Origin of the sequence: Streptococcus oralis, assembly GCF_006175905.1 — a bacterium.
Taxonomy (GTDB): Bacteria; Bacillota; Bacilli; order Lactobacillales; family Streptococcaceae; genus Streptococcus; species Streptococcus oralis_BG.
On record NZ_SSNB01000003.1, the window covers coordinates 223470 to 249219 of the forward strand.

22 protein-coding genes are annotated in these 25750 nt (G+C 41.5%); 1 reads left to right on the top strand and 21 read right to left on the bottom strand.

Annotated features, from left to right (window positions below; genetic code table 11):
- Position 1: 1 nt before the first annotated feature.
- The 5 genes from E7Y33_RS06940 to mecA form a co-directional block, all read right to left on the bottom strand.
- Entirely contained in the window at positions 2-1726 is a 1725-nt protein-coding gene (locus tag E7Y33_RS06940) for an ABC transporter ATP-binding protein (protein ID WP_139690040.1), read from the bottom strand.
- Positions 1727-1785: 59 nt separating this feature from the next.
- Positions 1786-2724, bottom strand: a complete 939-nt coding sequence (msrB, locus tag E7Y33_RS06945) for a peptide-methionine (R)-S-oxide reductase MsrB (RefSeq protein WP_139690041.1) — start codon at positions 2722-2724, stop codon at positions 1786-1788.
- Between the two features lie 258 nt (positions 2725-2982).
- Positions 2983-3852: a homoserine kinase gene (gene thrB, locus E7Y33_RS06955; protein ID WP_139690042.1), complete on the bottom strand. Its 870-nt coding sequence runs from the start codon at positions 3850-3852 to the stop codon at positions 2983-2985.
- A 1-nt stretch (position 3853) separates the two neighbouring features.
- Complete coding sequence (locus E7Y33_RS06960) at positions 3854-5140, bottom strand: homoserine dehydrogenase (RefSeq protein ID WP_084944635.1); 1287 nt, start codon at positions 5138-5140, stop codon at positions 3854-3856.
- Positions 5141-5288: 148 nt separating this feature from the next.
- Complete coding sequence (gene mecA / locus E7Y33_RS06965; RefSeq protein ID WP_000782702.1) at positions 5289-6029, bottom strand: adaptor protein MecA; 741 nt, start codon at positions 6027-6029, stop codon at positions 5289-5291.
- A gap of 122 nt (positions 6030-6151) precedes the next feature.
- Between mecA and E7Y33_RS06970 the strand changes: the two genes are divergently transcribed.
- The gene (locus tag E7Y33_RS06970) at positions 6152-7630 is read left to right on the top strand and encodes an oligosaccharide flippase family protein (protein WP_000789703.1); all 1479 of its coding nucleotides are present in this window, start codon (positions 6152-6154) and stop codon (positions 7628-7630) included.
- A gap of 46 nt (positions 7631-7676) precedes the next feature.
- Here E7Y33_RS06970 and E7Y33_RS06975 read toward each other — a convergent pair whose 3' ends face one another.
- The 16 genes from E7Y33_RS06975 to E7Y33_RS07050 form a co-directional block, all read right to left on the bottom strand.
- On the bottom strand, positions 7677-10190 hold the full coding sequence (locus E7Y33_RS06975) for an MBL fold metallo-hydrolase (RefSeq protein ID WP_139690043.1): 2514 nt from the start codon (positions 10188-10190) through the stop codon (positions 7677-7679).
- A 188-nt stretch (positions 10191-10378) separates the two neighbouring features.
- The gene (locus E7Y33_RS06980) at positions 10379-11089 is read right to left on the bottom strand and encodes a LicD family protein (protein ID WP_139690044.1); all 711 of its coding nucleotides are present in this window, start codon (positions 11087-11089) and stop codon (positions 10379-10381) included.
- Between the two features lie 3 nt (positions 11090-11092).
- The gene (locus tag E7Y33_RS06985) at positions 11093-13246 is read right to left on the bottom strand and encodes a LicD family protein (protein WP_139690045.1); all 2154 of its coding nucleotides are present in this window, start codon (positions 13244-13246) and stop codon (positions 11093-11095) included.
- Between the two features lie 8 nt (positions 13247-13254).
- Positions 13255-14223: a glycosyltransferase family 2 protein gene (locus E7Y33_RS06990; RefSeq protein ID WP_202612948.1), complete on the bottom strand. Its 969-nt coding sequence runs from the start codon at positions 14221-14223 to the stop codon at positions 13255-13257.
- The gene (locus tag E7Y33_RS06995; RefSeq protein WP_139690046.1) at positions 14220-15056 is read right to left on the bottom strand and encodes a LicD family protein; all 837 of its coding nucleotides are present in this window, start codon (positions 15054-15056) and stop codon (positions 14220-14222) included. Before E7Y33_RS06995 ends, E7Y33_RS06990 begins: the two co-directional genes overlap by 4 nt.
- A 143-nt stretch (positions 15057-15199) precedes the next feature.
- Positions 15200-16495, bottom strand: coding sequence for an LCP family protein (locus tag E7Y33_RS07000; protein WP_139690047.1), 1296 nt, complete (start codon positions 16493-16495; stop codon positions 15200-15202).
- Positions 16492-17340 carry a prephenate dehydratase gene (gene pheA, locus E7Y33_RS07005; protein ID WP_139690048.1) on the bottom strand — a complete coding sequence of 283 codons (849 nt, stop codon included), beginning with the start codon at positions 17338-17340 and terminating at the stop codon, positions 16492-16494. The genes E7Y33_RS07000 and pheA overlap by 4 nt, the downstream gene beginning before the upstream one ends.
- Entirely contained in the window at positions 17337-17813 is a 477-nt protein-coding gene (locus E7Y33_RS07010) for a shikimate kinase (RefSeq protein WP_139690049.1), read from the bottom strand. Before E7Y33_RS07010 ends, pheA begins: the two co-directional genes overlap by 4 nt.
- The gene (gene aroA, locus E7Y33_RS07015) at positions 17806-19089 is read right to left on the bottom strand and encodes a 3-phosphoshikimate 1-carboxyvinyltransferase (RefSeq protein WP_139690050.1); all 1284 of its coding nucleotides are present in this window, start codon (positions 19087-19089) and stop codon (positions 17806-17808) included. The genes E7Y33_RS07010 and aroA overlap by 8 nt, the downstream gene beginning before the upstream one ends.
- Before the next feature lie 90 nt (positions 19090-19179).
- On the bottom strand, positions 19180-19518 hold the full coding sequence (locus E7Y33_RS07020) for a YlbF/YmcA family competence regulator (RefSeq protein ID WP_084878547.1): 339 nt from the start codon (positions 19516-19518) through the stop codon (positions 19180-19182).
- Positions 19519-19528: 10 nt separating this feature from the next.
- Complete coding sequence (locus E7Y33_RS07025; protein ID WP_139690051.1) at positions 19529-20632, bottom strand: prephenate dehydrogenase; 1104 nt, start codon at positions 20630-20632, stop codon at positions 19529-19531.
- A 9-nt stretch (positions 20633-20641) separates the two neighbouring features.
- Positions 20642-21808, bottom strand: a complete 1167-nt coding sequence (gene aroC / locus E7Y33_RS07030) for a chorismate synthase (RefSeq protein WP_139690052.1) — start codon at positions 21806-21808, stop codon at positions 20642-20644.
- Between the two features lie 9 nt (positions 21809-21817).
- Positions 21818-22885: a 3-dehydroquinate synthase gene (gene aroB / locus E7Y33_RS07035; protein WP_000702131.1), complete on the bottom strand. Its 1068-nt coding sequence runs from the start codon at positions 22883-22885 to the stop codon at positions 21818-21820.
- 18 nt (positions 22886-22903) lie between these two features.
- Positions 22904-23758: a shikimate dehydrogenase gene (locus E7Y33_RS07040; protein ID WP_139690053.1), complete on the bottom strand. Its 855-nt coding sequence runs from the start codon at positions 23756-23758 to the stop codon at positions 22904-22906.
- Positions 23748-24425, bottom strand: coding sequence for a type I 3-dehydroquinate dehydratase (gene aroD, locus E7Y33_RS07045; RefSeq protein ID WP_000767782.1), 678 nt, complete (start codon positions 24423-24425; stop codon positions 23748-23750). The genes E7Y33_RS07040 and aroD overlap by 11 nt, the downstream gene beginning before the upstream one ends.
- On the bottom strand, positions 24422-25585 hold the full coding sequence (locus E7Y33_RS07050) for a class I SAM-dependent rRNA methyltransferase (RefSeq protein WP_161976052.1): 1164 nt from the start codon (positions 25583-25585) through the stop codon (positions 24422-24424). Before E7Y33_RS07050 ends, aroD begins: the two co-directional genes overlap by 4 nt.
- Positions 25586-25750: the final 165 nt, after the last annotated feature.

Consider the following 25750-nt stretch of genomic DNA (forward strand, 5'->3'; position numbering starts at 1 on the left):
GCTAGTCCTCCTTTCCATGTTGGGATGCATTGATTTCGCGATAGACTTGACTGGTTTGCATCAATTCCTCGTGCTTGCCAATAGCTAGGAGTTCACCTTTTTCTAAGAGGAGAATCTGATCCGCCATCTGTAAAGTCGAAGTCCGTTGAGAAATCAAGATTAAACTCGTGTTTGGCAAATTTTCTCGGATAGCTTTCAAGAGCTTGGACTCTGTGATAGTGTCGAGAGCTGAGGTCGCATCATCTAGGATGAGAAATGGAGCTTGGCGCAAGACCGCACGTGCGATGGACAGCCTTTGTTTTTGTCCACCTGAGAAATTTCGTCCTCCTGCCTCAACTAGGGCATCCAAAAGTCCTTCCTTTTCACTGACAAAATCCTTAGCTTGCGCAATCTCCAAGGCCTGCCATAGTTCCTGGTCAGATACTTCTCGATTGAAACCTAGAGTCAAGTTAGAACGAATAGTTCCTTTAAAGAGTTCGACCTTTTGGGGAACATAGGCAATCCAAGACCGCCACTCCTCTAAATTACGAGGACTACGCCCATCTCGATAAAGGTCAATGCTTCCCTTATCTGCTGGATAAAGACCAAGTAAGACTTGCACCAAGCTTGACTTACCAGAACCCGTTCCCCCAATGATACCAAGGATTTGCCCTTGAGTCATATCAAAGGAAATGTCTCTCAGAGAAGGCTGGGCCGCATCTGGATAGGTAAAGGTTAATTCTTGGACTTGTAAAACCTGATTGCTGGTAGTATGCTTTTGTTCTAACTCGGAATGGATGTTTTCTGGAGCTTGAGCAAAGACTTCCTCGATTCGCTTAGCTGAGATATAGGACTGATTGAGAGAATTTATCAGCATAGCTAGCTTGACCAATTCCACCAAGATCTGCAAGAGATAGTTGATAAGGGCAATAAGAGCACCTTGACTGAGTAAACCTCCTTGAATTGAAATATAGCCCTGCCAGATGATGACAAGCAGAGTTCCATTAACAATCAGATAGGTCAGAGGTGTTAGTAAACTGGACCAGAAACCTGTTTTTTCTTGTAATCTAGCATAGATTTGGTTAAGGGTTTGAAAAATCTGTAACTCTCGTTTTTCCTGACCAAAAGCACGAATAACTCGCATGCCTTGTAATTGCTGACGCGTTTCCTGAACCAGCTGATCCGTTTTCTTTCTGAGACTGCTGTAGAGAGGATTGACCAGTCTAGAGAGTCCTACAATGACAATCGTCAAAATGACAACCATAACTAAAAACCAGAAAGTCAGCTCAGCCGAGATGCGATAGGCCATAAAAATGGCTCCAAAAACGATAATAGGCGCTCTCAAAAAGAGGCGCAGGAATTGATTAATCCCAGTCTGAATCTGGTAGGTATCCGAAGTCAAGCGGGTCACCAAGCTAGAAGTTGTCAAACGGTCTCTGCTGTCCTTAGGTAAAGAAAGAATATGACGATAGAGGTCGTTTGTCAATTCCTTGGCAAAACCTACCGCTGCCTTAGCTGAGTAAAACTGGGCTACCAAGGCCACTAAAACACCAATCACTGCAAAGACAAGGAGTAGGCCAATCTGCATCCATAGATGCCCTTGATCTCTCTTGGGCAAGGACTGGTCAACAATCCCAGCAATCACCATGGGAACCAAGAGTTCAAAAACAGCTTCTAGCAACTTGAACAAGGGAGCCAAAATTGATTCTTTGATATAGGGTTTGAAGTAAGATAGTAAGTGTTTCATAAATCCCTTCTATTCATATTCTAGAAATGAAGAAAGTGGGAAGCCCCACCCTCTCAGTTTTATTTGTTTAAGTAAGGTAATAGATAGCCATATCCTGCTTTTTCCATCTCATCCTTGGCTACAAAGCGTAAGGATGCAGAATTGATACAGTAACGGAGGCCACCTAACTCCTGAGGTCCATCTGTGAAAACATGACCCAAGTGAGCATTTCCTGACCGAGAACGAACCTCGATTCGCTCCATCCCATGGCTCAAGTCCTTGTAATAATGAATCAATTCCTTGGAAATTGGACGGCTAAAACTTGGCCAACCACAACCTGAAGCAAACTTATCCTTGGCAAAAAAGAGTGGCTCGCCAGTCGTGATATCTACATAAATCCCTTCTTCGAAGGTTTGGTCATAGGCATTGGTAAATGGAGCCTCTGTAGCAGCTTCTTGGGTGACACGGTAAGACTCTTCAGTTAAGTTTTCCTTTAACACCTCTTGACTAGGCTTTTCATAGTTGGCTGCGTCAATCAATGGCTTCTCAGCATCAGTCACATCGATATGACAGTAACCGGAAAGATTTTTCTTGAGATAGTCTTGGTGGTAGTCTTCTGCCAGAATGTAGTGCCGAAGTTTCTCCACTTCTACTGCAATCTTTCGACCCAGCATACGCTCCTGCTCCCGCACCACTGTGTAGATAGCCGGCAAGTCTGCTTCATCCTGATAATAGATCCCAGTTCGATATTGGCGACCACGGTCATTCCCCTGCTGGTTAATAGACAAGGGATCAATAACACGGAAATAATAAAGTAAAATTTCTCTAAGTGACACTACTTTCTCATCATAAATCACTTGAACAGTCTCTGCATGGTCTGTTTCCTTGAGCAACTGGTAATTGGTCGTTTCGACTTGACCATTAGCGTAGCCGACACTGGTTGCCAGCACTCCAGAAATACGTGAAAAATACTCCTCTAGGCCCCAAAAACAACCACCTGCTAGATAAATTTCTGCCATCTTTATTTCTCCTTTATCAAGTTTTTAACTAATACTCTTCGAAAATCTCTTCAAACCACGTCAGCTTACATCTGCAACCTCAAAACAGTATTTTGAGCTAACTTCGTCAGTTCTATCCACAACCTCAAAACCATGTTTTGAGCAACCTGCGGCTAGCTTCCTAGTTTGCTCTTTGATTTTCATTGAGTATAAACTTCTTTTCAAAAAAAGGATAGGAAGCCCTCTGGTCGAGAGTTTCCCCATCCTATCTTCTATTCTTTATTTTGCTTCTACACGGACACCTTGGGTATCAACTTTCAAGTCATGCAGTTTGCCTTTAAAAGACTGCTTTTGCAATTCTGCCTTAATCGCCGGCATCTTGTCATGAGAAGCCAAGACCATAACTGTCGGCCCTGCTCCAGAGAGATAGGTCGCATAGGCACCATTCTCTTTGGCTACTTGCTTAATCGTCGCAAATTCACGGACCAGACTTTGACGATAGCGCTCGTGGAAGAGGTCTCCCTCAATCGCTTGGCCAGCTGTCACCATGTCTCCTGCCAACAAGGCTGCAACAGCAACATTGGCGATAGAACTAGCTGCAACAGCTTCCTTGTAGGACAACTTTTTAGGTAGGACACCGCGGCTGTCTCGAGTCCGTAATTCATAGTTGGGAATATAAGCTAGAAAATCACACTCTGGGAAGTCTGCCACAATGGCTGAAACTTGCCCTTCAACGGAACTCGCAACAACAAGATTTCCATGGATAGCTGGAGCCACATTGTCAGGATGTCCTTCAATCTTGGTAGCCAGCTGCAATTTTTCATGGTCAGATAAGTTGAGCTTGCCCAGTTGGTTAGCTAGTTCAATCCCAGCAACAATAACCGAGCTGGAAGAACCCAAACCACGCGCCAAGGGAACATCACTGGTCATTTTCAAGCGTCTCGGTTGCAAGTCAGGCGCAATTTGCAAGGCAATCTTAAGCAAAAGATTACGCTCGTCATGGGGAATCCATTTGCCAATCTGGTGTTCAATCAACCACTCATCCCGTTCTTCACAAACCTCAATTTGAAGATACTTGGTTACAGCTACACCGACCGAATCAAAACCTGGCCCGATATTGGCACTGGTTGCAGGTACAATAATCTTCATCCTATTCTCCTAACACCTTGAAGGTATTCAAGAGGTCAAATTCTGAAGCTTTGGCCAACTCAGCTGAAACATTCTCAAGCTGCGCTTTATTAATCTTATGAGTGATAATCACTACACGCGCCTTGTCACCCTCTTTGCCATCTTGGAGGATTTGCTTGAAGGAAATATCTTGAGCGTTGAAAATCTCAGCCAATTTCAAGACCTGACCTTTTGAGTCTGGAGCCAAGATTGAGAAGTAGTAATTAGCTTTGACATCTTCTGGATTAGCCAAGACCAAGTCACGGCTGTATTCGTTGAAGTCTTTACCAATGGTACCATCATTCAAGCGACGAACGATACGGACGATATCCGCCACAACACTTGTTGCAGTTGGTTTTTGACCAGCACCTGGTCCGTAGTACATAGACTCACCGATACCTATAGATTCTACAAAAACAGCGTTCATTACCCCATTCACACTGGCAAGTGGATGTGCTTTAGGGAGGAAGGTTGGAGTTACTTCCGCAGCAATACCAGAAGGAGTTTCCTCGATAGAACCAACCAATTTCACTACATAGCCCAGGTCTTGGGCTACAGCTACGTCTTCTGGTGTGATGTTGCGGATTCCCTTGTGTGCTACATCGTCAAAAGCAACCTTCATACCAAAAGCAAATTGGCTCAAAATCACCATCTTGTAGGCTGCGTCAATCCCATCCACGTCATTTGTAGGGTCGCTTTCTGCAAAACCAAGTCTTTGAGCTTCAGCCAGAGCATCATCATAAGACCAGCCTTCTTCCACCATCTTGGTCATCATGAAGTTAGAAGTTCCATTAACGACACCAAGAACGCGAGTAATTTTGTCAGAAGCCAATGAATTTGCTAGAGTGCGAAGAATTGGAATCCCACCAGCAACTGCTGCTTCGTAGTAAAGTGCTACATTATGCTCTTTAGCAATTTCTAACAATTCTGCACCATGGACAGCCAAAAGGTCCTTGTTGGCAGTAACAACGTGTTTCCCAGCTTCTAAGGCACGAGTGATAAAGGTTTTAGCTGGTTCGATACGCCCCATCAATTCCACTACGATAGTAATGTCCTTGTCTGCTAAAATATCATCTACATTGGTTACAAAGTTAAAGTCATTTCCTGCTGCAAGCAAGCGGTTCTTTTCATCTTCATCCTTGACCAATACCTTGGCTACTTCAATCTCCGAATGAGCTGACTGAACGATTTTTTCTCCATTTTCCTTTAGGAGGAATGGCACACCACTTGCAACGGTACCAAATCCAAGTAAAGCAATTTTAACTGTCATGTTTGTCTCCTAGAAATTTTCTGATATAGCCATTATAACAGAATTTTATGAAAATTCCTATTATAGTAAATCACTATTTCAGTCTAGTAAAGAAAAAACGAATCATCTGATTCGCCTTTTCTGATAAGTAAAAATTGATTTCTAAAAACTATGAATTAATTTTTTGAAGACCGAACACAGCGTCGTGATTGATCAAGATGTGACCATACTCTTGTAAAACCGAACGGCTGATGTCACTGTCATCTGCAAACTCACGCATACGAGCCAAGAGCCAAGCTGGATATGGACTTGGATGATTTTCTACATCAACTAAGATTGTCAAATAATAGTGTCCATTCATCTTATAGAGTTCAGATGTTTCCATCTGGTAGTTAACCGTCTTTGCAAAAGCAACTAGGTCAGCAAGATTTGCGAAACGCAAGATATAGTAGATATAAGGTTCCTTCTTGCTCTCAGTCTCCTTGTCTGCCTGCTCTTGCTCTTCTTCCTTAGCCTCGACCTGCTCTAGAGATTGGATGGCCTCAATATCGTCCTTGGTCTTATCTGCAATGCTCTTTTCCAAGGTTTTGAGAAATTCATCCGGCGACATTTGGGCTAATTCTTCCATGTCTGGTAAATCCGCCAAATCTTCAAAATCCAGATTCTGGTCAATCTTGGACTTGGTCACAAAGACGTCCACCTTATCAGGTTTTGGCGTCACGCGGAAACTCAGCATGCCACTATCCAAGAAATTGTCTGGCATCTCTAACTCATCTAAAATAGCATAGAAAAACTCTTCGGTTTTTTCCTGAGGAACGAGAAAGTCTGCAATCTCCATTCCTCGGTCCATCAAATCATCTAAAGTCATTGTGATTTTCAGTGTTGTATCACTAATTTGTTTCATCTTCATATCTAGTAACCTCATACTTTCAGTCTATCTATTATACTAGATTTTTACGATTTTATCAAAAGAATGAAGCGAGAATGTGATATAATACTAGATATGATTTTAGATTTAAGAAAGAAAGTTCAATGAAAAATATAAAAGTAAATGCCTTGGCCAGCTTGCTGGTCAATATTCTCAATATCGTTTTTCCTCTGATAACCAACCCTTATCTGACGCGGATTCTCAGCAAATCCAACTACGGTTATTTCAATACAGCCAATACCTGGGCAAGTTTCGTTATTCCACTAGCTGCCTTTGGAATATACAACTACGGGATTCGAGCTATTAGTAAGGTCAAGGATGACAAGAATAAAATCAACTACGTCTTTTCTAAGTTGTTTTATATCTCGGTTTTCACCTCTCTCCTGACGACAGGTATCTACTTCCTCATTATCTTCTTTGACACCAGCATTGAGAATCTGAAAGTCCTCTACTACATCCTAGGGGCCCAAGCACTCTTCCAATTTCTCAATATCGAATGGATGAACGAGGCTTATGAGAATTATGCCTTCATCCTCTATAAGACATTGATCATCCGGATTGCCATGCTGGTCGCTATCTTCACCTTTGTTAAAACGGCAGATGATATCGTTCCTTATGCTATCGTTATGACAGCAACCACTATCTTCAACTACCTGCTCAGTTTTCTTTGGATTAAGAGAGAAGTTTCCTTTGTTAAGATCGGTCTTGTTGAATTAGTCAAAGCATCTAAACCGCTCTTGACCATGCTACTCTTAGCGAACGCTAACATGCTCTATACCTTGCTTGATAGAATGTTTATCACCAAGGGACCAGATGAAAACTACATTTCTTATTACACTATTGCTTCTAGCATCGTTATGTTGATTGCCAGTGTCTTAAGTGGAGCTATCAACGTCAGCATTCCACGACTTGGCTACTATCTCGGTAAGAAAGACTACGATTCTTATAAAAATCTTCTGAATCAAGGAGCTGCTCTCTTTTACTTCCTCATCATTCCAACTAGTATTGGGATTATAGTATTAGGAAACTACGCAGCAGTTATCTACTCTTCTGAAAAATACCTCGAAGCTGGTATTGTGACTAGTGTCTTCGCCTTCCGTACCATCATCTGGGCCATTGAGTTGATCCTTGGTAAACAAATTATCTTTATCAATGACCACGAAAATCGTTTGACTGCCTTTTACTTCCTTGGTGGTGGCGCCAATATACTATTAAATAGCATCTTGTATTTCAATAATATTTTTGCACCTGAGTACTATATCGCTACAACTATTCTTGCAGAGACTATCGTCGTTCTCCTGGAAATACGCTTTATCCAGAAACACCAACTGATTGATTTGAAAGAAATCTTTGCTACTCTGACACGTTACACTATTGTATCCCTTGGATTCATCCCTATCTATTTTGCGTTTAAATTTCTTTTCCAAATCAACTCTTATACGGTCAACTTCAATATGATTCTCATGGTTCTGTCTACCGTAGCAACTTGTGGTATCTATTACCTCTTGACCCTCTTTATCACCAAAGACAAAACACTCCACTATGCACTGAACCTTGTACTTGCTAAATTAAAACGAAATTAAAAAAATCCCCTACTGATAAATTAGTTGTCAGTAGGGGATTTCTTCTTTATTCTTTTTCTTTCTTTTCAGAAGCGTTGGCTTCTAGATTTGAATCTTGTTTAGGTTGTTCAACAATAGAGGAATTAGCTTCTTGTTTCTGTTCTGGCTTGACTGCATCGCTATTTACAGCAGCAACAGCCTGTTTCCAGATTCCTTCTTCGTTTACTTTATAACCATCAGGTGTTGTTGCGTTCTTCAACAAAGAACCATCAGCTTGGAAATAGTACCAGTTACCATCAAGCTGTTTCCAACCTTTCTGCATAGCTCCTGATTCATCAAAGTAATAATGATCACCATTTACTTTATGAAGGCCAACCAACATGATGCCATCTTCAGGATTTAGATAATACCAGACACCTTTGTCTTTTATCCAACCAGTTTTCATGACTCCATTTGATTCAAAGTAACGGTAATGATTATCAAACCATTTCCAGCCAGTTTGCATGGCACCAGATTTGCTAAAGTAATATTGCTTACCATCTACTTGATGGAGGCCGATTAACATAATTCCTTCTTTACCTTCAAGATAATACCAGGCATCACCATCTTTCAACCAACCAGTTTGGAGTGCGCCAGACGTAGCGTAGTAATGCCAAGAATCATTTGACCACTGCCATCCAACTTGCATAGTACCTGCAGAGCTGAAGAAATAGTTTTTACCGTCAATCTCTTTAGATCCTACAGCCATGATACCAGTTTCTGGATCCAAATAATACCATGATTCTTTATCTTTCAACCAACCAGTTTTCATAGCACCTGAGTTCGTATAGAAGTACCAGCTATTGTCTTGCCACTTCCAGCCAGTCTGCATTGCACCACTAGCATTCAAATAGTAACGAGCACCATTTATATCTTGTCTGCCAGTTAACATGTTGCCATCTTTATCCAGATAATACCATGTTTCCTGATCCTTGACCCAACCGGTTTTCATAGCTCCAGAACTTGCAAAATAGTTCCAGTGACCATCAACAAAGGCCCAGCCAGTTTGCATGATACCTTCTTTGTCAAAGTAATAAGTTGTGCCCTTGATGTCTTTTTTACCAACAGTTAGAATACCATCCTCATCATAATAGTACCAATTTGAAGCAATTTTTTGCCAAGACGATGCTTTTCCTTCCGACTGCAGGGCACCAGTACTAGCAAAGACCATCTTCTTACCATTATAAACCTGAAGACCTGTCAGCATCTTACCTTCTTTGTCAAATAGATATTTCTGACCATCAATTTCAACTAACTGACTGTAACTTCTTGCCCCACTTGATGTGATGTAATACCAAAGACCATCTTGTTTAAACCAACCAGCTTCCTGCATTTTACCATCACTATTTAGATAATACCAGTTGCCCTCAATCTTTTCTCTTTCATCAACTAAATGAAGCCATTTATTAGCCTGCATTTGTCCCTTACCATTGAAGAAATAGTAAACCCCATCAATTCGTTGCCAACCAATAGCCATCTGATCATCAGACAAGCGATACTTCCAGTAACCATCTTCTTTATACCAAGCTTTTGACACTGAAGGAATATCTGGAAAATCTTTTGAAACATTGGCAAATCCTGTTTGACTGATGGTAAACACAGTCGCATCCTTGGTCTGGCTAGAAGCGTGAACTACCTCAATACCATGTTTCTTAAGATACTCTCTAGTTGTAGCAAGATTGGCATCTGCTGCGGATGTATGTACCACCATACTAGGAGATAAAGAGTCTAAGAAAGGAATCGTATTTGAAATCTTGGCATCATAATGATGGTTCCATTTCATCATATCGACTTTTCCAATCTCAGGACCTAATTTATCCTCTGCCCCCTCAGCATTATCCAAGTCACCACCCAGATAAATCTTTTTACCTGCTACAGTAACCACTGCCACAATCGAATTTGAATTATCATCATAGACTCTCTTGAGTTTGCCATCACTGTCATATTCGTTTTTATAGTTATAAAGCTGAATATCCATGTCACCTAAAGTGAAGTGACTGTCCTTCTCGGTGATGTCTTGGAAAAGAGTTACACCACGCTCTAGAGCCGTCTTGACAGCATTGTCATAATTAAAAAGATTGTCCCACAATCGCCATTTTGATGTGATGCGCTCATCTGAATATCTCTTCAGATAAAATCTGTCTACAGGGTAACGTTTAAGAACTTCATCCGCAGAACCAATATGGTCACTATGGACATGGGTTCCTAGAATAAAATCAAATTTCTTAACCCCTATATGATTTAAATGACGAAATAGTCTATCCTCTAAAACTTGAGAATTTAAGTTTGAGATTCCCATTCGATTTGGATAGCGAGGATCTTCTCCATCTGGAAAATCATAGTCTTCACCCATATCTATCAAGGCATAATGACCATTACTTTCTAGAATAATGGCATCACTTCCTGATACCCCTTTGGTATTGATAAAATGGATTCGGTTGCTTGAAGTATCTGCCTGAACTGCTGGTATCAAGAGTCCAGAGACGAGCAACCAGACTAGGGAAATAAATACAAGGGTTTCTTTTATCTGTTTCTTTTTCATATAAACCACTTCTTTCTTTGATAGAGGAAGCTAGGATGGGAGATTCATCCTGTTAGCAACTTTTCTAGCTCCTTTCCGTCACTATAAGACAGAAAGAGGGAAGGAGAAGCCCATTTGTTACACTAGAGTAGGGACTAGAGTTAACAAGGAAGAACTTCACCATCCCCTCTTTTCTTGTATTTCTGAGTTTACTTTTTCAAAAGTACTTTTGCCAAATTAGCATCTCTTTGTTTGTAAATTGGATTTTCTTTCCAGTTGTAATGAGTGTTAGGGATTTCAAAATCCTCCCCATACAAATGACTGATGTATTCTCTTGTATTTTCTGGAACTTTTACTAGAATCTCTTTAAAACTGCATTCACTTAGTGCTGTAAAGGGCAATTCATAGTGATAAACTTCATATCTTGTAGGATTTCCCAAGGCGTTTGTCATGTAGAAAATAGTATCTGAGGAGATGGTATCCTCCTTTTTATCATAGACAATAAAGTCAACATTTAGTCCCTTGTAACTATAGGACAACTCTACAAGCTTATCATTGTAATAGAACTCTTTTGTTCTGACAAAGCCTTTCTCAAAAAGAACTTTCTCATCCTTTAAAAAGGCTTCGTAGTCTGGGATAATAATCCCAAAGTCCATATCTAAATCATGCGGAATCAGATCATTTTCTCTGTAGAAGCCAAGTAAAGTTCCAAAATCTAACCAGATATCATAGGATTTCAGATTAGATTGGTAGATGGCCTTTAGAATATCTTCAAAGTTTTCTTTGAGCAAATTGCTTCTCTTTGAATCTAAGTCGATATTGGCTTTTTGATTTAAATTTTTGATAATTGGTAGGTTTTTAACCAGGTCTTTCTTATCTCCTAAGAGACTGGCTAAACTTCTTTTTAACCATTGTAACACGTTCTATCCCTCCTTTATATAAGCGAGGAAGTCATCATGTTTCACTCGTTTTTCTAGAGGAGGAATTTCCATAAAGTCATCTCCGTAGATGGCAGAAAGGATCGGCTGATAGGCCTCAGGAATTTTGTAAACTCTATCTTCAAATGGACTATCAATCGTCGTATCCAAGAAGGACTTGTCAAATTTCGTAGAAACTCGTTTGTTCTCCATGAGGTAATCAATGAAGTCTCCATCTTTTTCTCGCATAGATAGGATGTTCATCTTACGGTTCCAAGTTTTGACGCGAGTCAAACGGAATACAAGTACAAGTAGATATCTGATGATATTCTTGAGTTTCGCATTCTTATTATGGATACCATAAAGGGTATAGACTGATAAACGACGGTAAGTATCCAGTTTTACCATGTCCTTGTTAACATCAGCATAATAGTCAAATGGGAAAACGTCCACACAAATTCCTAAATCAATATCATTGTCGATATAGTTGTTATCATAGACAGTTCGCGCATCATAGACTCGGTAAAATGGGTAAGGGTAACGACTGTCATTTTCCCAAGAAACCACTTTGTAGACAGGATCATTATCTTGCAAAATAGCTTGATACAATTTGTCGTATTCATCGCGTTTCAAAGAGATATCAATATCGTCATCCCAAGGAATGTAACCCTTGTGTCTCACTGCTCCCAGCAAGGTTCCATAAGCTAGTGAATAGTTGATATTCTCTTTTTGACAGAGATTGTGGATATAATCCATGACACCTAGTTCAACTTCTTTAATCTCCGCTTCATCTAGTTTTCTATAGCCGTCTCTTTTTTTATAGAGAACAGAGAAATAGTAACCTGAAATCACAAACAAGATACAACCCTGTAGAGAAATTCCATAGAAGGTTGAACTCAAGAACAAATTAGAGATGAGAATAACTACAGTCATCAAGAGAATGGTAATCAATTCATGATTGTAGCGACCTTCTTGAAGGTCTTTTTTATATTTCTTGAGACTTGAAATGATGAAGGCAAGCATAAAGATGGCCATCGGCATAAAACCTGTCAGACCATCATAGAATAACAACTCAAGGTAGCCGTTGTGAGTAAGGTAATGTTGCTTGATGATGTAGGCCGAAGCATCGTACTCTTTACCTAACTCATACCAGTTTCCACCTGAATATCCAAATAAGGGACGTTTAGGGATAAAGGATGCTGTTGACTGCCAAATGGCAAAACGGTTATTAGAGATATTCTCTTCACTTGTGTCAGTTCTCTCAAGAGAAAGATTGTTGTCTCCATTTTGTCCATTTTCTTGGTTCTTTTGGATTTGAGCTGAGTGAGCTTTCAAATATATATCGCTACTATATTTGATACCATTATAACAGACAAATACCAGACCTACAGTTACTAGAACAGTAAGAAGTGACTTAGCTTTTTTAGTCCAGTTAGCCGTCATCAAAGTATAGAAGAGGGCAACGACTACCAAACAGATATAGGTTGTCCTTGAACCTGACAGTACAATATAAGCAAAATTTAGCAGAATCGATGAAATAGCCAGAGTTTTAAGGATGGTATTGTAAAGCGACAAGTGCATCCACAAATAAATAATCACCATCAGAGAAATAATAGAGAGATAGTTGGGACTAGCTAGGATCCCAAATAGACGAGACTCTACAAATCCTTGGCGAATCAATAAGCCCTTGTAATCAAATACGCGGTAACCCTGTAGCATGAAGAATTGCCAAATTGATACAAGCACACCTATAGTATTTGCAACAGTTATAACAGAGAAGAAGACATCAAAGAGGGTACGTGCTTTTTTTACAGTAAAAGATTGAAAGACTGGATAGATTGCAAAGAAATAGATGAAAAAGACAACTAAATTCTTTATGTTAGTTGAAAATCCATACTTGACAACTAAGGCAGCTGTCAGGATATTCATTAGAAAAAAGAGAATCAAATACTCAATTTTTCGGACATTCAGATAGACTTTTTTGATAAAGAAATTATAAAGTCCCAACAAAACACCCATGAGGGTCATTCCAAGAGTGACAAATTTATTGGCCGAGATTGGTTGAAGTGGGACAATCAAGCCTGCCATACAGTAAAAAGATATAACTGATAAAAATAGCAAATTGATTTTAAAATAGTTTTTTTCAATAAATGAAATCATTTTTTCTCCTAACGCTTAGTTTGTGTAAGCAAGATTTTCGTATACAATTTTCGACTCAAGCACAAAGCTAAGAAACTCACTTTTCTTGCTCTTGTAAAACGACTATCCGAAAGAATATTCTTTGTATTTTTCTTTAGATAGGCAATCAAACGGTCTTCTAAAACCTTATCCTTGAAATCTGCATCAACCAAGAGCCTATCCAATACATAGAAGTAAGCCCAATTTAAACGCATGGTTGCAGCATCTGTTAGATCTGGATAATTCTCTCTGATAATATTTGCGTTTTGTTCATAAGCTTCAATAACGTTTAAGAATTTCAAGGAGAATTTTTGAGTCGTGATACTATTTTCACGGTGAACATAGTAGTATTTCTTCTCATTTGTTGCGACAACCTTGCGACAGTGATGAATCAAGGCAATCATAATAAAGGCATCTTCTGCTATTTTGCCAACTTCAAATCGTAGGTGTTCAAAGAGTTCTTTTTTATAAAGTTTGTTGACAGCTGTGACAGAGAGAATTTTAGCTTCCATGACCATTTTAATGGCTTCTTGGGGGCTTAATTCCCAGGTCTGAATCGTTGCAACCTGCTTTTCCGGAATTTGGTGATAAACATCATAATGTCCACACATAGAAAGATCAGCATTGGATTCTAGCATTTGGCGGTAAAGAGTCTCATACATATCTTCATCAATGTAGTCATCACTATCAATAAAACCAATCAAATCAGAACTTGCCTCTTCAATCCCTCTATTTCGAGCGTCAGACAAGCCACCGTTTTCCTTGTGAATGACACGAATCCGTTGATCTCTTTGAGCTAATTGATCACACAGTTCTCCACTATTATCCGTCGAACCATCATTGACAAGAAGAATTTCCAAGTTGGTATAGGTTTGTTTTAAAATGGATTCTACACACTTTTCCAGATAGTCCTCTACATTGTAGACCGGAACGATAACGCTTATTTTTTCTCCCATCATGCTCCATATTCTCCCTTGTACTCTGTGTAGCTCTTGTCCATGTCTGCTATAATGGCATCATGATGCGGTACTTGCTTGTCTGCTGGTGGTGGTGTCATATAATCCCCAAAAGCAGTTCTGAGATAGGCATCATAACCGACTGGAATGGGCATCTCTGTTCCTTCAAATGGCAAGAAAAGATTGTCCTCAAAGGATGCGATTGGATATTTGTTTCGCATGTAGCCAGGCCCTGAGCATAATTCCGTAATTCCATCGCTCTCAGCTAGACCATACTTGGTCATTTCTTTTTCAGCTTTTTTCCAAATGCGATAACGTAGAGATTTTGGAGTCAGGCCGAGTAAGATGCGACTTCCCCATTTCATGATGGCACCATGCTTTTCTGGGATAGTTTGGGCGCAAAAGAGTGAATAAATCAAGGCCCAACGAACCTGTTTCTTACGCTCAGCTGGATTTTTAGGATAATAATCCAAAGGCAACACATCCAAGGCCAAACCGTGTGGCAAATCCAAATCCTTTTGATAAGGCTTGATACAAGTGGTTTCCTTGTCTCGAATGGTAATAAAAAGGTTACGGTCTACAAAGTCCTTGTTACTCTTTGACAAGAAATAACGCTCATCTGCATAACGAGGCCATAGTTCTGCTAATTTTTCATAGTCCTTGCGAGGCATAAAAAAGTCTAGGTCATCATCCCAAGGAATGAAGCCCTTATTACGTAGGGCACCAATAGCTCCTCCACCACAGAGATAGCACAATAAATCATGTTCTTTACAAAATGCAACGAAATATTCAGCCATTTCCAGACTACGAGCCTGAATCGCTTTCAAATCACTCATGTCTCTCCTCTTCTGTCCAATAACGAGTTATATCGTTTTATTATACCATAAAAAAGCCCTAAAAATCCATCAGATACTAAGAAAAATCAAAGCCTAAACCACTTTTTCACTGGTGATTCAAACTTTGATTTTTTTATAGCATTCTATCTCATTCCCATTTGGGCGAGTTTGGTCTGGTATTTATTTTGATCGACCAGAAGACCTTGCCCACCATAGATATCATAAGCGTCCACCCAGTCACCAAGTTCTGGGACGGTGAGTCTTTCAATGCCATTTTGAGCACCTTCTAGGACAGATAAGCCATTGGTTAACAAGAAGCTATACGGTAGATTTGTTGAAGTCATTCCAAAGACTTTTCCAAGTGCCTCTGATCCCGTAAAGAGCTTGGTTGGATCTTTGATTTGTTCAAGAACAGCTGACATGACTTGTTGCTGACGTTTGGTACGGCCGTAGTCCCCTTCATCATCATCACGGAAGCGAGCATAGTTCAGCAAGGTGGAGCCATTCATCTGCTGTTTTCCAACTTTGATAGTTTGAGTTGGGGACTCTGTCTCTGTTGCATGAAGGTCATCTCCAACTGTGGCTTCTGTCAAAGGTTGACCATTCAATGTTGAGAATTGAGCATCAATCGTTACTCCGTCAGGGAAGAGGGTATCAATAGCTGTTGCAAAGGCCTGGAAGTCAACTAGAGCATAGTACTTAATATCCAAATCAAAGTTGTCTTTTAGAACCTTGCGGACCATTTCAGCACCTTTTTGCCCTTCTTGTTCCCCAAGTTCATAAGCAACATTTAGTTTATTATCCGTCTGTTTCTGGCCATTTACAATCTTACTGTACCCGTCGATATAAACTAAGTTGTCACGCATAAAGCTGACTAGCTTGATCTTCTTATCCGATCCGCTGACATTTAGTACCATGATTGTGTCGGTACGGGTCTCCGCACTATTTTGACCGATACGACCATCTGTCCCCATCACTAAAATATTCACACCATCTTTGGTATCCTGACCGTTAAAGACCTCTACTTGAGCTGCCTTGGCGTCAGCTGGCTTATTTGTTGGATTGGCTGCTGACTGGAAGCCTCGAAGAAACATGAAAATCATCCCTGCAGCTACACAAGTAATCAACAGCAGGAGCCAAGTCAATATTCGTTTGAAGCGAATTCTTCTCTTTTTCTTTTTGACTTTAGGTTGAGGAGCTACCTTTTCACGTTTCTTAGACCGGCTTCTACTGCCATAAGTCGGAAGATCAATATCTCTACCCCAAGATTCTTCTTTTTCTTCTTGGTAGAAATGGTGAACTTCAGACTTGGGACCTGCCATTTTCTGTTGCAGATAATCAAATTCCCTCCGTTCACGATCGTTGAGGTAATGGATATTTTTGAAGAGATAGTCATAACGTAACTGCTCGTGATGACTTAAAGGATTTTCTTTGCTCATTGACTCTCCTTTTCTATATCAGTTATGGTAAAAATCGGGTAGGTTCCCAGGATCTTGTGCTGGATTCCAATGGCTTCTAGTTCTTGTCTTGCAAAATGAACCAGTTCTTTGTCACTATAGTCTACATCGATAATGAAAAAGTATTCTCCCAAGGCTGTTTTAAGGGGGCGACTTTCAATCTTTGTTAAGTCAATCCCTCTCCAAGCAAAGGTCGAAAGTGCCTTGTAAAGAGCACCAGGTAGGTTGTCTGGTAAGGTCAAGGCCAAACTCATTTTTTCAGCTTGCGAGTTCAAAGGAATCTTCGGTATCTCTGCCCCTAACACCCAAAAACGCGTGAAATTGGCTTCCATTTCCTGAATATCCTCTGCAATCAATTCCAAGCAATATTCTTCAGCTGAACTTTTAGGAGCAATAGCTGCGTATGGCTGGTCTGGATGCTCTGAAATAAAGCGAGCTGCATAGGCGGTACTAGCAGTCACCTCTATTTTAGCCTCTGGATAGTGTTTGTCGATGAATTTCTTTCCTTGAGCCAGAGCCTGAGGATGGGAAAAGATTTTCTCAATTTTTGACTGACCTGGAACCACCATTAACTGCTGGTGAATAGGCTGGACGAATTCTGCAACTGCTTGGATGCGAGCCTGATGAAAAAGGTAATCCAAGCTTTCATGAACGCTACCCTCGATAGAATTTTCAACTGGCACCACAGAATAGTCCACCAAGCCTTGTTCATAGGCCTTGATGACATCTGTGATATTGGCAAAGGCATGCAATTCCTCTTTGGGAAAAGCTGTCTGCACAACATGATGCGAAAAAGATCCCTTTGGACCTAGATAGGCAATTTTCATCTCAGTTCCTCTATAATTTCCTCTGGGCTTAACTTGGTCACATCCAAGACCCGACTGGCTACTTCCTCATACCATGCTTGTCTTTCTTGGAAAATAGTTGCCAGTTCTTCCTTACTTTTGTTAAGAAAGAGCGGGCGCTGATTGTCCTTATCAGCTGCGATACGTTGATAGAGAGTGTCAAAATCTGCTTTCAGATAGATGTTATCAGGATTTTGTTTGAGCAAGTCACGATTTCTCTGAGAAATGACAACTCCTCCGCCAGTCGACACAACGTGATCCGTTTTTAGTAAGTCAGCTAGGACTTCTGACTCTACTTGGCGAAAAGCCTCTTCTCCCTTTTCAATGAAAAAGTTCGCAATGGACATGCCCAAATGTTCCTCGATTAAGGCATCCATATCGAGGTATTCTGGATCCAAGCCTCTTGCGATTGTCGATTTGCCTGCCCCCATAAATCCGAGCAATACCTTAGCCATGAATCAAAGTCTCCAAATCATCAAAGAAGCTAGGATAACTGGTATTGATGGCTTCAGGACGGTCAAGTTCCACCTCTCCATCAACAACCAAGATGGCTGCAATAGCTGTCATCATTCCAATTCGGTGGTCACCAAAGGTATTGACTCTAGCGCCATGAAGTCTTGATTTTCCTTTGATAATCATCCCGTCTGCTGTCGGAGTGATATCCGCCCCCATGCTATTTAAAGCATCTGCCACCACCTGAATGCGGTCGGTTTCCTTGACCTTGAGTTCCTCAGCATCCTTAATGACCGTTGCACCTTGCGCTTGTGTCGCGAGAAGGGCAATAATAGGTAATTCATCAATCAAGCGGGGAATCAAGGCTCCACCTATCTCCGTTCCTTTTAGGTCTGAAGACTCGACAGTCAAGGTAGCAGATTTAGCGATTGGATCAATTTCAGTTATTTCTAGTTTTCCTCCCATGGCACGAATGACATCAATAATACCAGTACGCGTCTCATTGATGCCTACATTCTGCAGCACCACACGAGAGTTTGGAACAATCAAACCTGCGACCAACCAAAAGGCTGCACTGGAAATATCTCCTGGCACAACTACCTTTTGTCCTGTAAGTTTTTGTGGTCCTTGAACTGTGATTTTTTTTCCATCCACACTTAAATAACCACCAAATTGCTGAAGCATATCTTCAGTGTGGTTGCGAGTACATTCTTTCTCGATAATAACGGACTCCCCCTGAGCCTGCAAGGCTGCAAACATCAAGGCTGACTTAACTTGTGCAGAGGCGATTGGCAACTCATAGTGAATCTGTCTTAAATTTTTCGTCCCTTTTAGGCGAAGAGGGGGTAGGTCTCGCTCGGTTTGCCCCGAAATGCTAACGCCCATTTTTTTCAATGGAATCGTCACACGATCCATAGGACGTTTAGAAAGACTATCATCTCCAAACATCTCTACTTCGAAGTCTGCACCAGCAAGGACACCTGAGATCAGGCGAATCGAGGTGCCAGAATTTCCCATATCCAAGGCATTTTGTGGCGCTTTTAAGCCATCCATGCCAACACCTTGAATAGTAATAACCCCATCTTTATCCTCAATTTTAACACCAAGGTCACGAAAAACCTGCATGGTTGAGAGCACATCCTCTCCACGCAGAATATCATATACCTTGGTTTCTCCCTCAGCCAAACTTCCAAAAATAATCGAACGGTGACTGATAGACTTGTCACCTGGAACCCGGATACTGCCATGTAAGTGGCGAATGTTTGTTTTTAGTTTCATAGTTGACCTCATACTTGCAATACTTTTTCTTATTTTATCACAAAAAAGCCAGAAATTCCTGAAATTTCTGGCTTTTATACAGATAAAATACTATTTCAATAATTCTGAAACAGGTTCAAAGACAATTTTTTCAATGTCTGAAAGGTAAATGGACAATTGTTGCTGTTTGGCAAAGAAATCTGACAACAGAGCGTTCTCTTGGATTTGCTTACTGAAAGACTGCATCTTTTCTTGGAAAGAACCGTCTGGCATTTGTCCCGTTTGCGCCATGACTTGGATTTCTTGCTGGAAGGCAAGATAGTCTGCAAAAATCTTGCTAGCTTGTTCATCTGCTTGGATGGCATCTTTGGCTGCCTTGACAGCCTTGTATTCTGGTAATTCGCGTAAGCCGCGACTGAGTTCATTTGCACTATCATAAATATTTGACATGATTTTCTCCTTATTTGATGACGACTGTGTAGTCCGTATTTTCTGAAATTAAGCGCTTAGCACGTTCCAGATCCTGAGCATTTTTAAAGGAAATTTGTAGAATCCCGTGAACATCCTCACGGTTTTCTTCGTTGATGTGGATATTAACCAAAGAAGTCCCACGAAGTAATTCCAAAATCCGCAAGATGACATCTTCTTCATCGGGAACATCGACATAGAGGTCGTAAGAACTGTCCACACCACCACGCTTATGGATTTCCATGGCCTGCCTTTGCTCACGTGCTTGATTGAAAAAGTTCCAAATTTGCTCTTCATCTCCCTTGCTAATGGCTTGTCCAACCTCATCTAGGCGCTCCTTGAAATCCGCAATTCGATCTAGGATAGTCTCACGATTGGACAAGAGAATGGAAGTCCACATACCTGGCTCGCTTTCCGCAATGCGAGTCATATCTCGAAAACCACCCGCCGCAAAGCGCCTTGCCATCTCATGTTCTTGAGCATAAACTGCCGTCTGCTCCATAAGGCTGGAAGCCAGAATATGAGGAAAATGGCTAATCTGAGAAGTCACCCGATCATGCTCCTTGGCATCAATCTCGATAAAACGAGCATGAAGGCCTGAAAGCAGATCCTTCATTTCCTCAAGCGTGTCTGAACTAGTCAAACTAGATGGAGTAAAGATATAGTAGGCATTTTCAAAGAGATTAACATCGGCAGAGGCAGCTCCTGTCTTGTGGCTACCAGCCATGGGATGGGCCCCGACAAAGCGGACAGGCTTGCCAACCAAATACTGCTCCGCCACATCTACAATGGCTGACTTGGTTGAGCCTGCATCTGAGATAATGATGCCTTCCTTCAAGTCTAAGTTTGCCAGCTCCTTAATAAAAGCAATGGTCTGTTTGATTGGCAAGGTCAGAATGATAACATCTGCTAGAGGAGCGAAACTAGCAAAATCATCCGTCGCACGGTCTATCATCCCCCGCTCCAAGGCAATGTCTCTCGAAGCCTGACTGCGATTATAACCTAGAATTTCATAATCAGGATGATCACGCTTGATACCGAGCGCCATCGAAGCACCAATCAAACCGAGACCTACGATATAGATGGTTTTTGCCATAAGGACTCCTTAATAGTTCTTTGTATAGTCTCGGTGCTTGGCAACTGCCTCTTTTAATTCTTCAAGATTATCTGATGAGAATTTTTCAAGGATTTCTTGCGCCAGAACCGTTGCCACAACAGCTTCCATGACCACACCTGCTGCTGGAAGAGCGGTCGGATCACTTCTTTCAACAGTTGCCTTGTAAGGTTCGTGGGTTTCGATATCCACACTCATAAGTGGTTTGTAGAGAGTAGGAATAGGTTTCATGACGCCACGAACAACAATGGGTTGCCCATTGGTCATGCCACCTTCGAAACCACCTAGATTATTAGTACGACGAGTATAGCCGTCTTCTTTAGACCAGAGAATTTCATCCATAACTTGGCTGCCTTTGCGGTAACCAGCTTCAAATCCAAGACCAAATTCCACCCCTTTAAAGGCATTGATAGAAACAACTGCTTGGGCCAATCGCGCATCTAATTTTCTGTCCCATTGGACATAAGAGCCAAGACCAACTGGAACGCCTCCGACGACTGTCTCCACAACCCCACCGATGGTATCACCGTCACGTTTGATTTGGTCAATATAGTCCTTGATTTCCTGTTCCCGCTCTTGGTTGACAATAGAAACTTCTGACTGGGCAGCTCGTTCCTTAATCTCAGCGACTGTTAGATTTTCAGGTACATCGATTTCCTTACCACCAAAGACCACGACATGGTTAGCAATCTCCATATCTAGCTCAGCTAAGAGACGTTTGGCTACTGCCCCAACAGCAACTCGCATGGTGGTTTCACGAGCTGATGAACGTTCCAAAGAATTTCGCAAATCATCAAAACGGTATTTGATGCCCCCTACCAAATCGGCATGACCTGGGCGAGGATGGGTGATTTTCCGCTTGCTTTTCAGGCGGTCTTCAATGTCCTCAGCAGACATGATATCCAGCCATTTCTGGTGGTCTTTATTGATGACATCCATGGTAATGGGAGCCCCTGTCGTCTTCCCGTGACGAACGCCCGATGTAAAGACAACCTGATCACTCTCAATCTTCATACGACCACCACGACCGTAGCCACCCTGACGGCGTTTAAGGTCTCCATTAATATCCTCAGCTGTCAAAGGAAGTCCAGCTGGAATTCCTTCAAGGATAGCCGTCAGACGGGGGCCGTGTGATTCTCCTGCAGTTAAATATCTCATACGTTCTCCTTATTTTACCAAGTAGTCTTTCATCTCTTCCAGAGAAACTGGGTGAATGCTCGCTGAACCAAGCTCTGGTACCAAGACCAATTTCAAGGTGTTGCCACGCGCTTTCTTGTCATGAGTAAGAGCCTGATAAAGCTTGTCAACATCCCAGTTTTCATAGTCAACAGGCAAGCCAAATTTCTGGCACATCTCTCTAATGGACTGGGTTATTCCTTCTGGCATGAGGCCTTTTCCCTCAGCAACCTTGGAAATCTGAACCATGCCCATAGCCACAGCCTCACCATGCATGACCTTGCCGTAACCAGCTGTTGCTTCAAGGGCGTGGCCAATAGTGTGTCCAAAGTTGAGGTAAAGCCGAACACCGTTATCCAACTCATCCTCGACCACCATCTTGCGCTTCACCTGACAAGAATGTTCAATCAAAGTCTCCGCATGTTCCAGTATACTCTCAACAGAACCATCCAGGTCCGTTAAGAGAGCCCACAGTTCTGGATCCTCAATCAAGCCGTACTTGATAACCTCACCCATTCCTTCAATCAACTCTCTTTTTCCAAGCGTTTCAAGGACAAGCGGATCAATCAGAACCCCATCTGGTTGAGCAAAGGTACCCACCATATTTTTAGCAAAAGGAGTATTGACACCCGTCTTTCCACCGATAGAAGAATCAACCTGGGCAGTCAAACTAGTCGGAATCTGAACAAAGTGAATGCCCCGCATATAGGTAGAGGCTACAAAACCAGCCAGATCCCCAACAACACCTCCACCAAGAGCCACAATCCCATCGCTACGAGTCAACCCCTGCTTGACTAGAAATTCATAGACTTTCTGAACAGTTGTTAAATTTTTTCGTTCTTCGCCTTCTAAAAAGTCAAAAACAGCTACCTGAAAACCAGCATCTTCTAGGCTGAGTTTAACCTTCTCTGCATAGAGAGAAGCTACATGGTTGTCGGTTACAATAACCACTTTTTGAGGTTGCCAGAGTTCTCGCAACCATTGACCAGCCTGAGCTAGACAACCTTTTTCAATCTGAATATCATAAGGATGATGCGGAATATCGATTCTGATTTTCATAGTAGGGTCTCCTTTTCACTATTTATATTTTTCTGTTAAGGACTGCCAAATCTCGTCTGTCGGCATTTCTTTACCTGTCCACAGTTGAAAAGCTTCAGCAGCTTGATAGAGCAACATTCCCAGACCATTGACAGCTGGATTGCCCTGGCTTCTAGCCCATTTCAAAAATGGTGTCTCAAAAGGTTGGTAAATGATGTCTGCGACCAAGAGAGCCTCTGGCAAATTGATACTTTCTGGAACTGGCGACGACTGGCCATCCATCCCTACACTGGTCGCATTGACGAGCAGATCCGACTCAGCAATCCTTGATTGCAGTTCAGAAGTATCTTCTAAAGCGTACAAATTCACTTTAAAGCCCGTTCGCTCCTGCAACTTGTCTAGATAAGGTCTTGTTTTTTCCGTAGAAACTGAACGAACAAAGACCGAAATCTGACTGACGCCATCCAAAATAGCTTGCGCCAAAATTGATTTGGCCGCGCCCCCTGCTCCCAGAATGGTCATTTTCTTATCCGAGATTGTAAAAGAAGGCAAGCTCTTAAAGAATCCCTTGCCATCTGTATTATATCCAATTAAAGTGCCATTATGATTGACAACAGTATTGACCGCCCCAATCAAACGAGCCTCATCACTCAACTCATCCAGAAAAGGAAGTACTTGCTCCTTATAAGGCATAGACAGGTTGATTCCAAACATCTGATAACGGCGAATATTGGCGACTGTTTCTGCCAAGTCACCCGCTTCAATCTCCCAAGCCACATAGACACCATTGGTAGCTGTCGCCTCAAAGGCCCTATTATGGATGAAGGGTGAAATAGAGTGTTTGATGGGTTTTGCAACAACTGCAGCTAAACGCGTATAGCCATCAAGCTTCATCCAAAATCTCCCTAATTTTTTTCATGTTTGATAGAGAAATCTGACCTGGGGCACTCGCTTCATCCAGACTAGCAAATGACCAACTCGAACCCGTCACATCTGAAGTAATGCGTGATACCTTGCCCATTTTCCCCATGGAAATGGTTACGTATTCTTGCTCAGGATTGAGTGTTTTAAATCCTCGTGTGTAGTTCATCAGGTCTAAAACATCCTGCTCCGTATGGGCCATAACTGATACCTTGACTACTTTTGGAGAGAGACTGGTCAACTCAGACAAAATCTCCATCATGTTTTCAGGTGTCTCCTGGAAATTATGATAGCTCAATACGAGATTTGGAAAATCCAACATTTCCTCAAAAACATCCTTGTAGCTGAAGTACTCAAAATCCACATAGTCTGGTTGATAAAGTTGAGTGACTTCCTTGATGATTTGAACATACTCCTCAGAGGACAGTTCGATTTCTCCTCCCTCAGCGCGAGTCCGAAGGGTAAAGACAAGTTCGCGTCCTGCAAATTTCTCAAAGATAGCGGGTGCTACCTGTAAAATAGCGTCCTTTGTAAGAAAGTCCGCACGCCACTCAATGATATCGGCCTCTTCATACCTAGTGGCATCCAGTTCTTGCGCTTCTTCTAAACTTCTTGGCATTACTGAAACGATTAATTTCATCTACTAACCTTCATACTAATCACCTTGAGGTAATTACTGCTTTCATCTTTTTTATTATAGGCAAAGTCTGCTGGAAGACCATATTGGTTTAAAATCTGATACCTTCTTCCTGCAAAACCTTTATCAATTTGTTCTGTAAATTTCTGGCGGGAAACATTGGCAGCATTAGTACTGGCAATGATAATCCCTCCCGGATTTAAAATCTCTAGACTCTGGGAAATCAACTTGTGATAGTCCTTAGCTACAGAGAAAGTTTGTTTTTTATTTCGAGCAAAACTCGGCGGATCAAGCACAATCACATCATAGGTCAAGCCTTTTCGCTTGGCATACTTAAAGTACTCAAAGACATCCATGACGATAAAACGATGATTGTCCGTGCTGAGTCCATTTGCTTGAAAATGAGCCTCTGACAGCTCTCTAGACCGTTTGGCCAAGTCGACAGAAGTCGTCTCACTCGCACCTCCCATAGCTGCAGCAACTGAAAAGGCAGCCGTATAGGAAAACATATTGAGCAAGGATTTGCCCATGGCTAGACCGTCAACCAGACTCCCACGAACCTCATGCTGATCTAGGAAAATTCCTGTCATCAAGCCATCATTCATAAAGACTTGATAGAGCACGCCATTCTCAAGAACAGTAAAATCATCTGGCGCTTCCTCACCATAAACATAGGCAGACTCGTAGTCTAGACCTTTAAAACGAATCTTCTCATAAGCCCCCAAGACCTCAGGAAAAACTTCCTTAAAAGCCTTTACGATTAGCTCACGAATTTGGTAAACAAAGGAGTTGTACCAAGAAAAAACAGCATAATCTCCATAGAGATCAACAGTCAGACCACCAAAACCATCCCCCTCTTGGTTAAAAAGGCGAAAGGCAGTGGTCAAGTCATCTTGATAATAAGGCTTTCTAGCTTCCTTAGCCTTACGAAACAGGATTTCAAAAAAGGCTTGATTGAAACCAACCTTTTCCTTGCTGATGAACCAACCGATTCCCTTATTCTGTTGAGAAAGATAGGCGCTCCCTAAAAACTTCCCGTCTTGACTAAGAACTTCTACTGCCTGATCTGTCAGTTCAATATCTGTTAAATCACTCGCTTCCAAAAGAACTAGACCCTTAGCTAGCTTTTTTTCAACACGTCTGCTGACCCTAATTCTATTCATAGCTACTATTATAGCAAATTTTGTGACAATTCTCAAAAAAGAAACCGTTTAACCATTTGTACTTTAGTTTACTGAGTGTCATTTTTGTTCAAATAAGTATATGCCATTTACTTTCCCACCAAAACATCCTTTCCCTTATAATGGAAAGAGAGATTCTATTCGCTA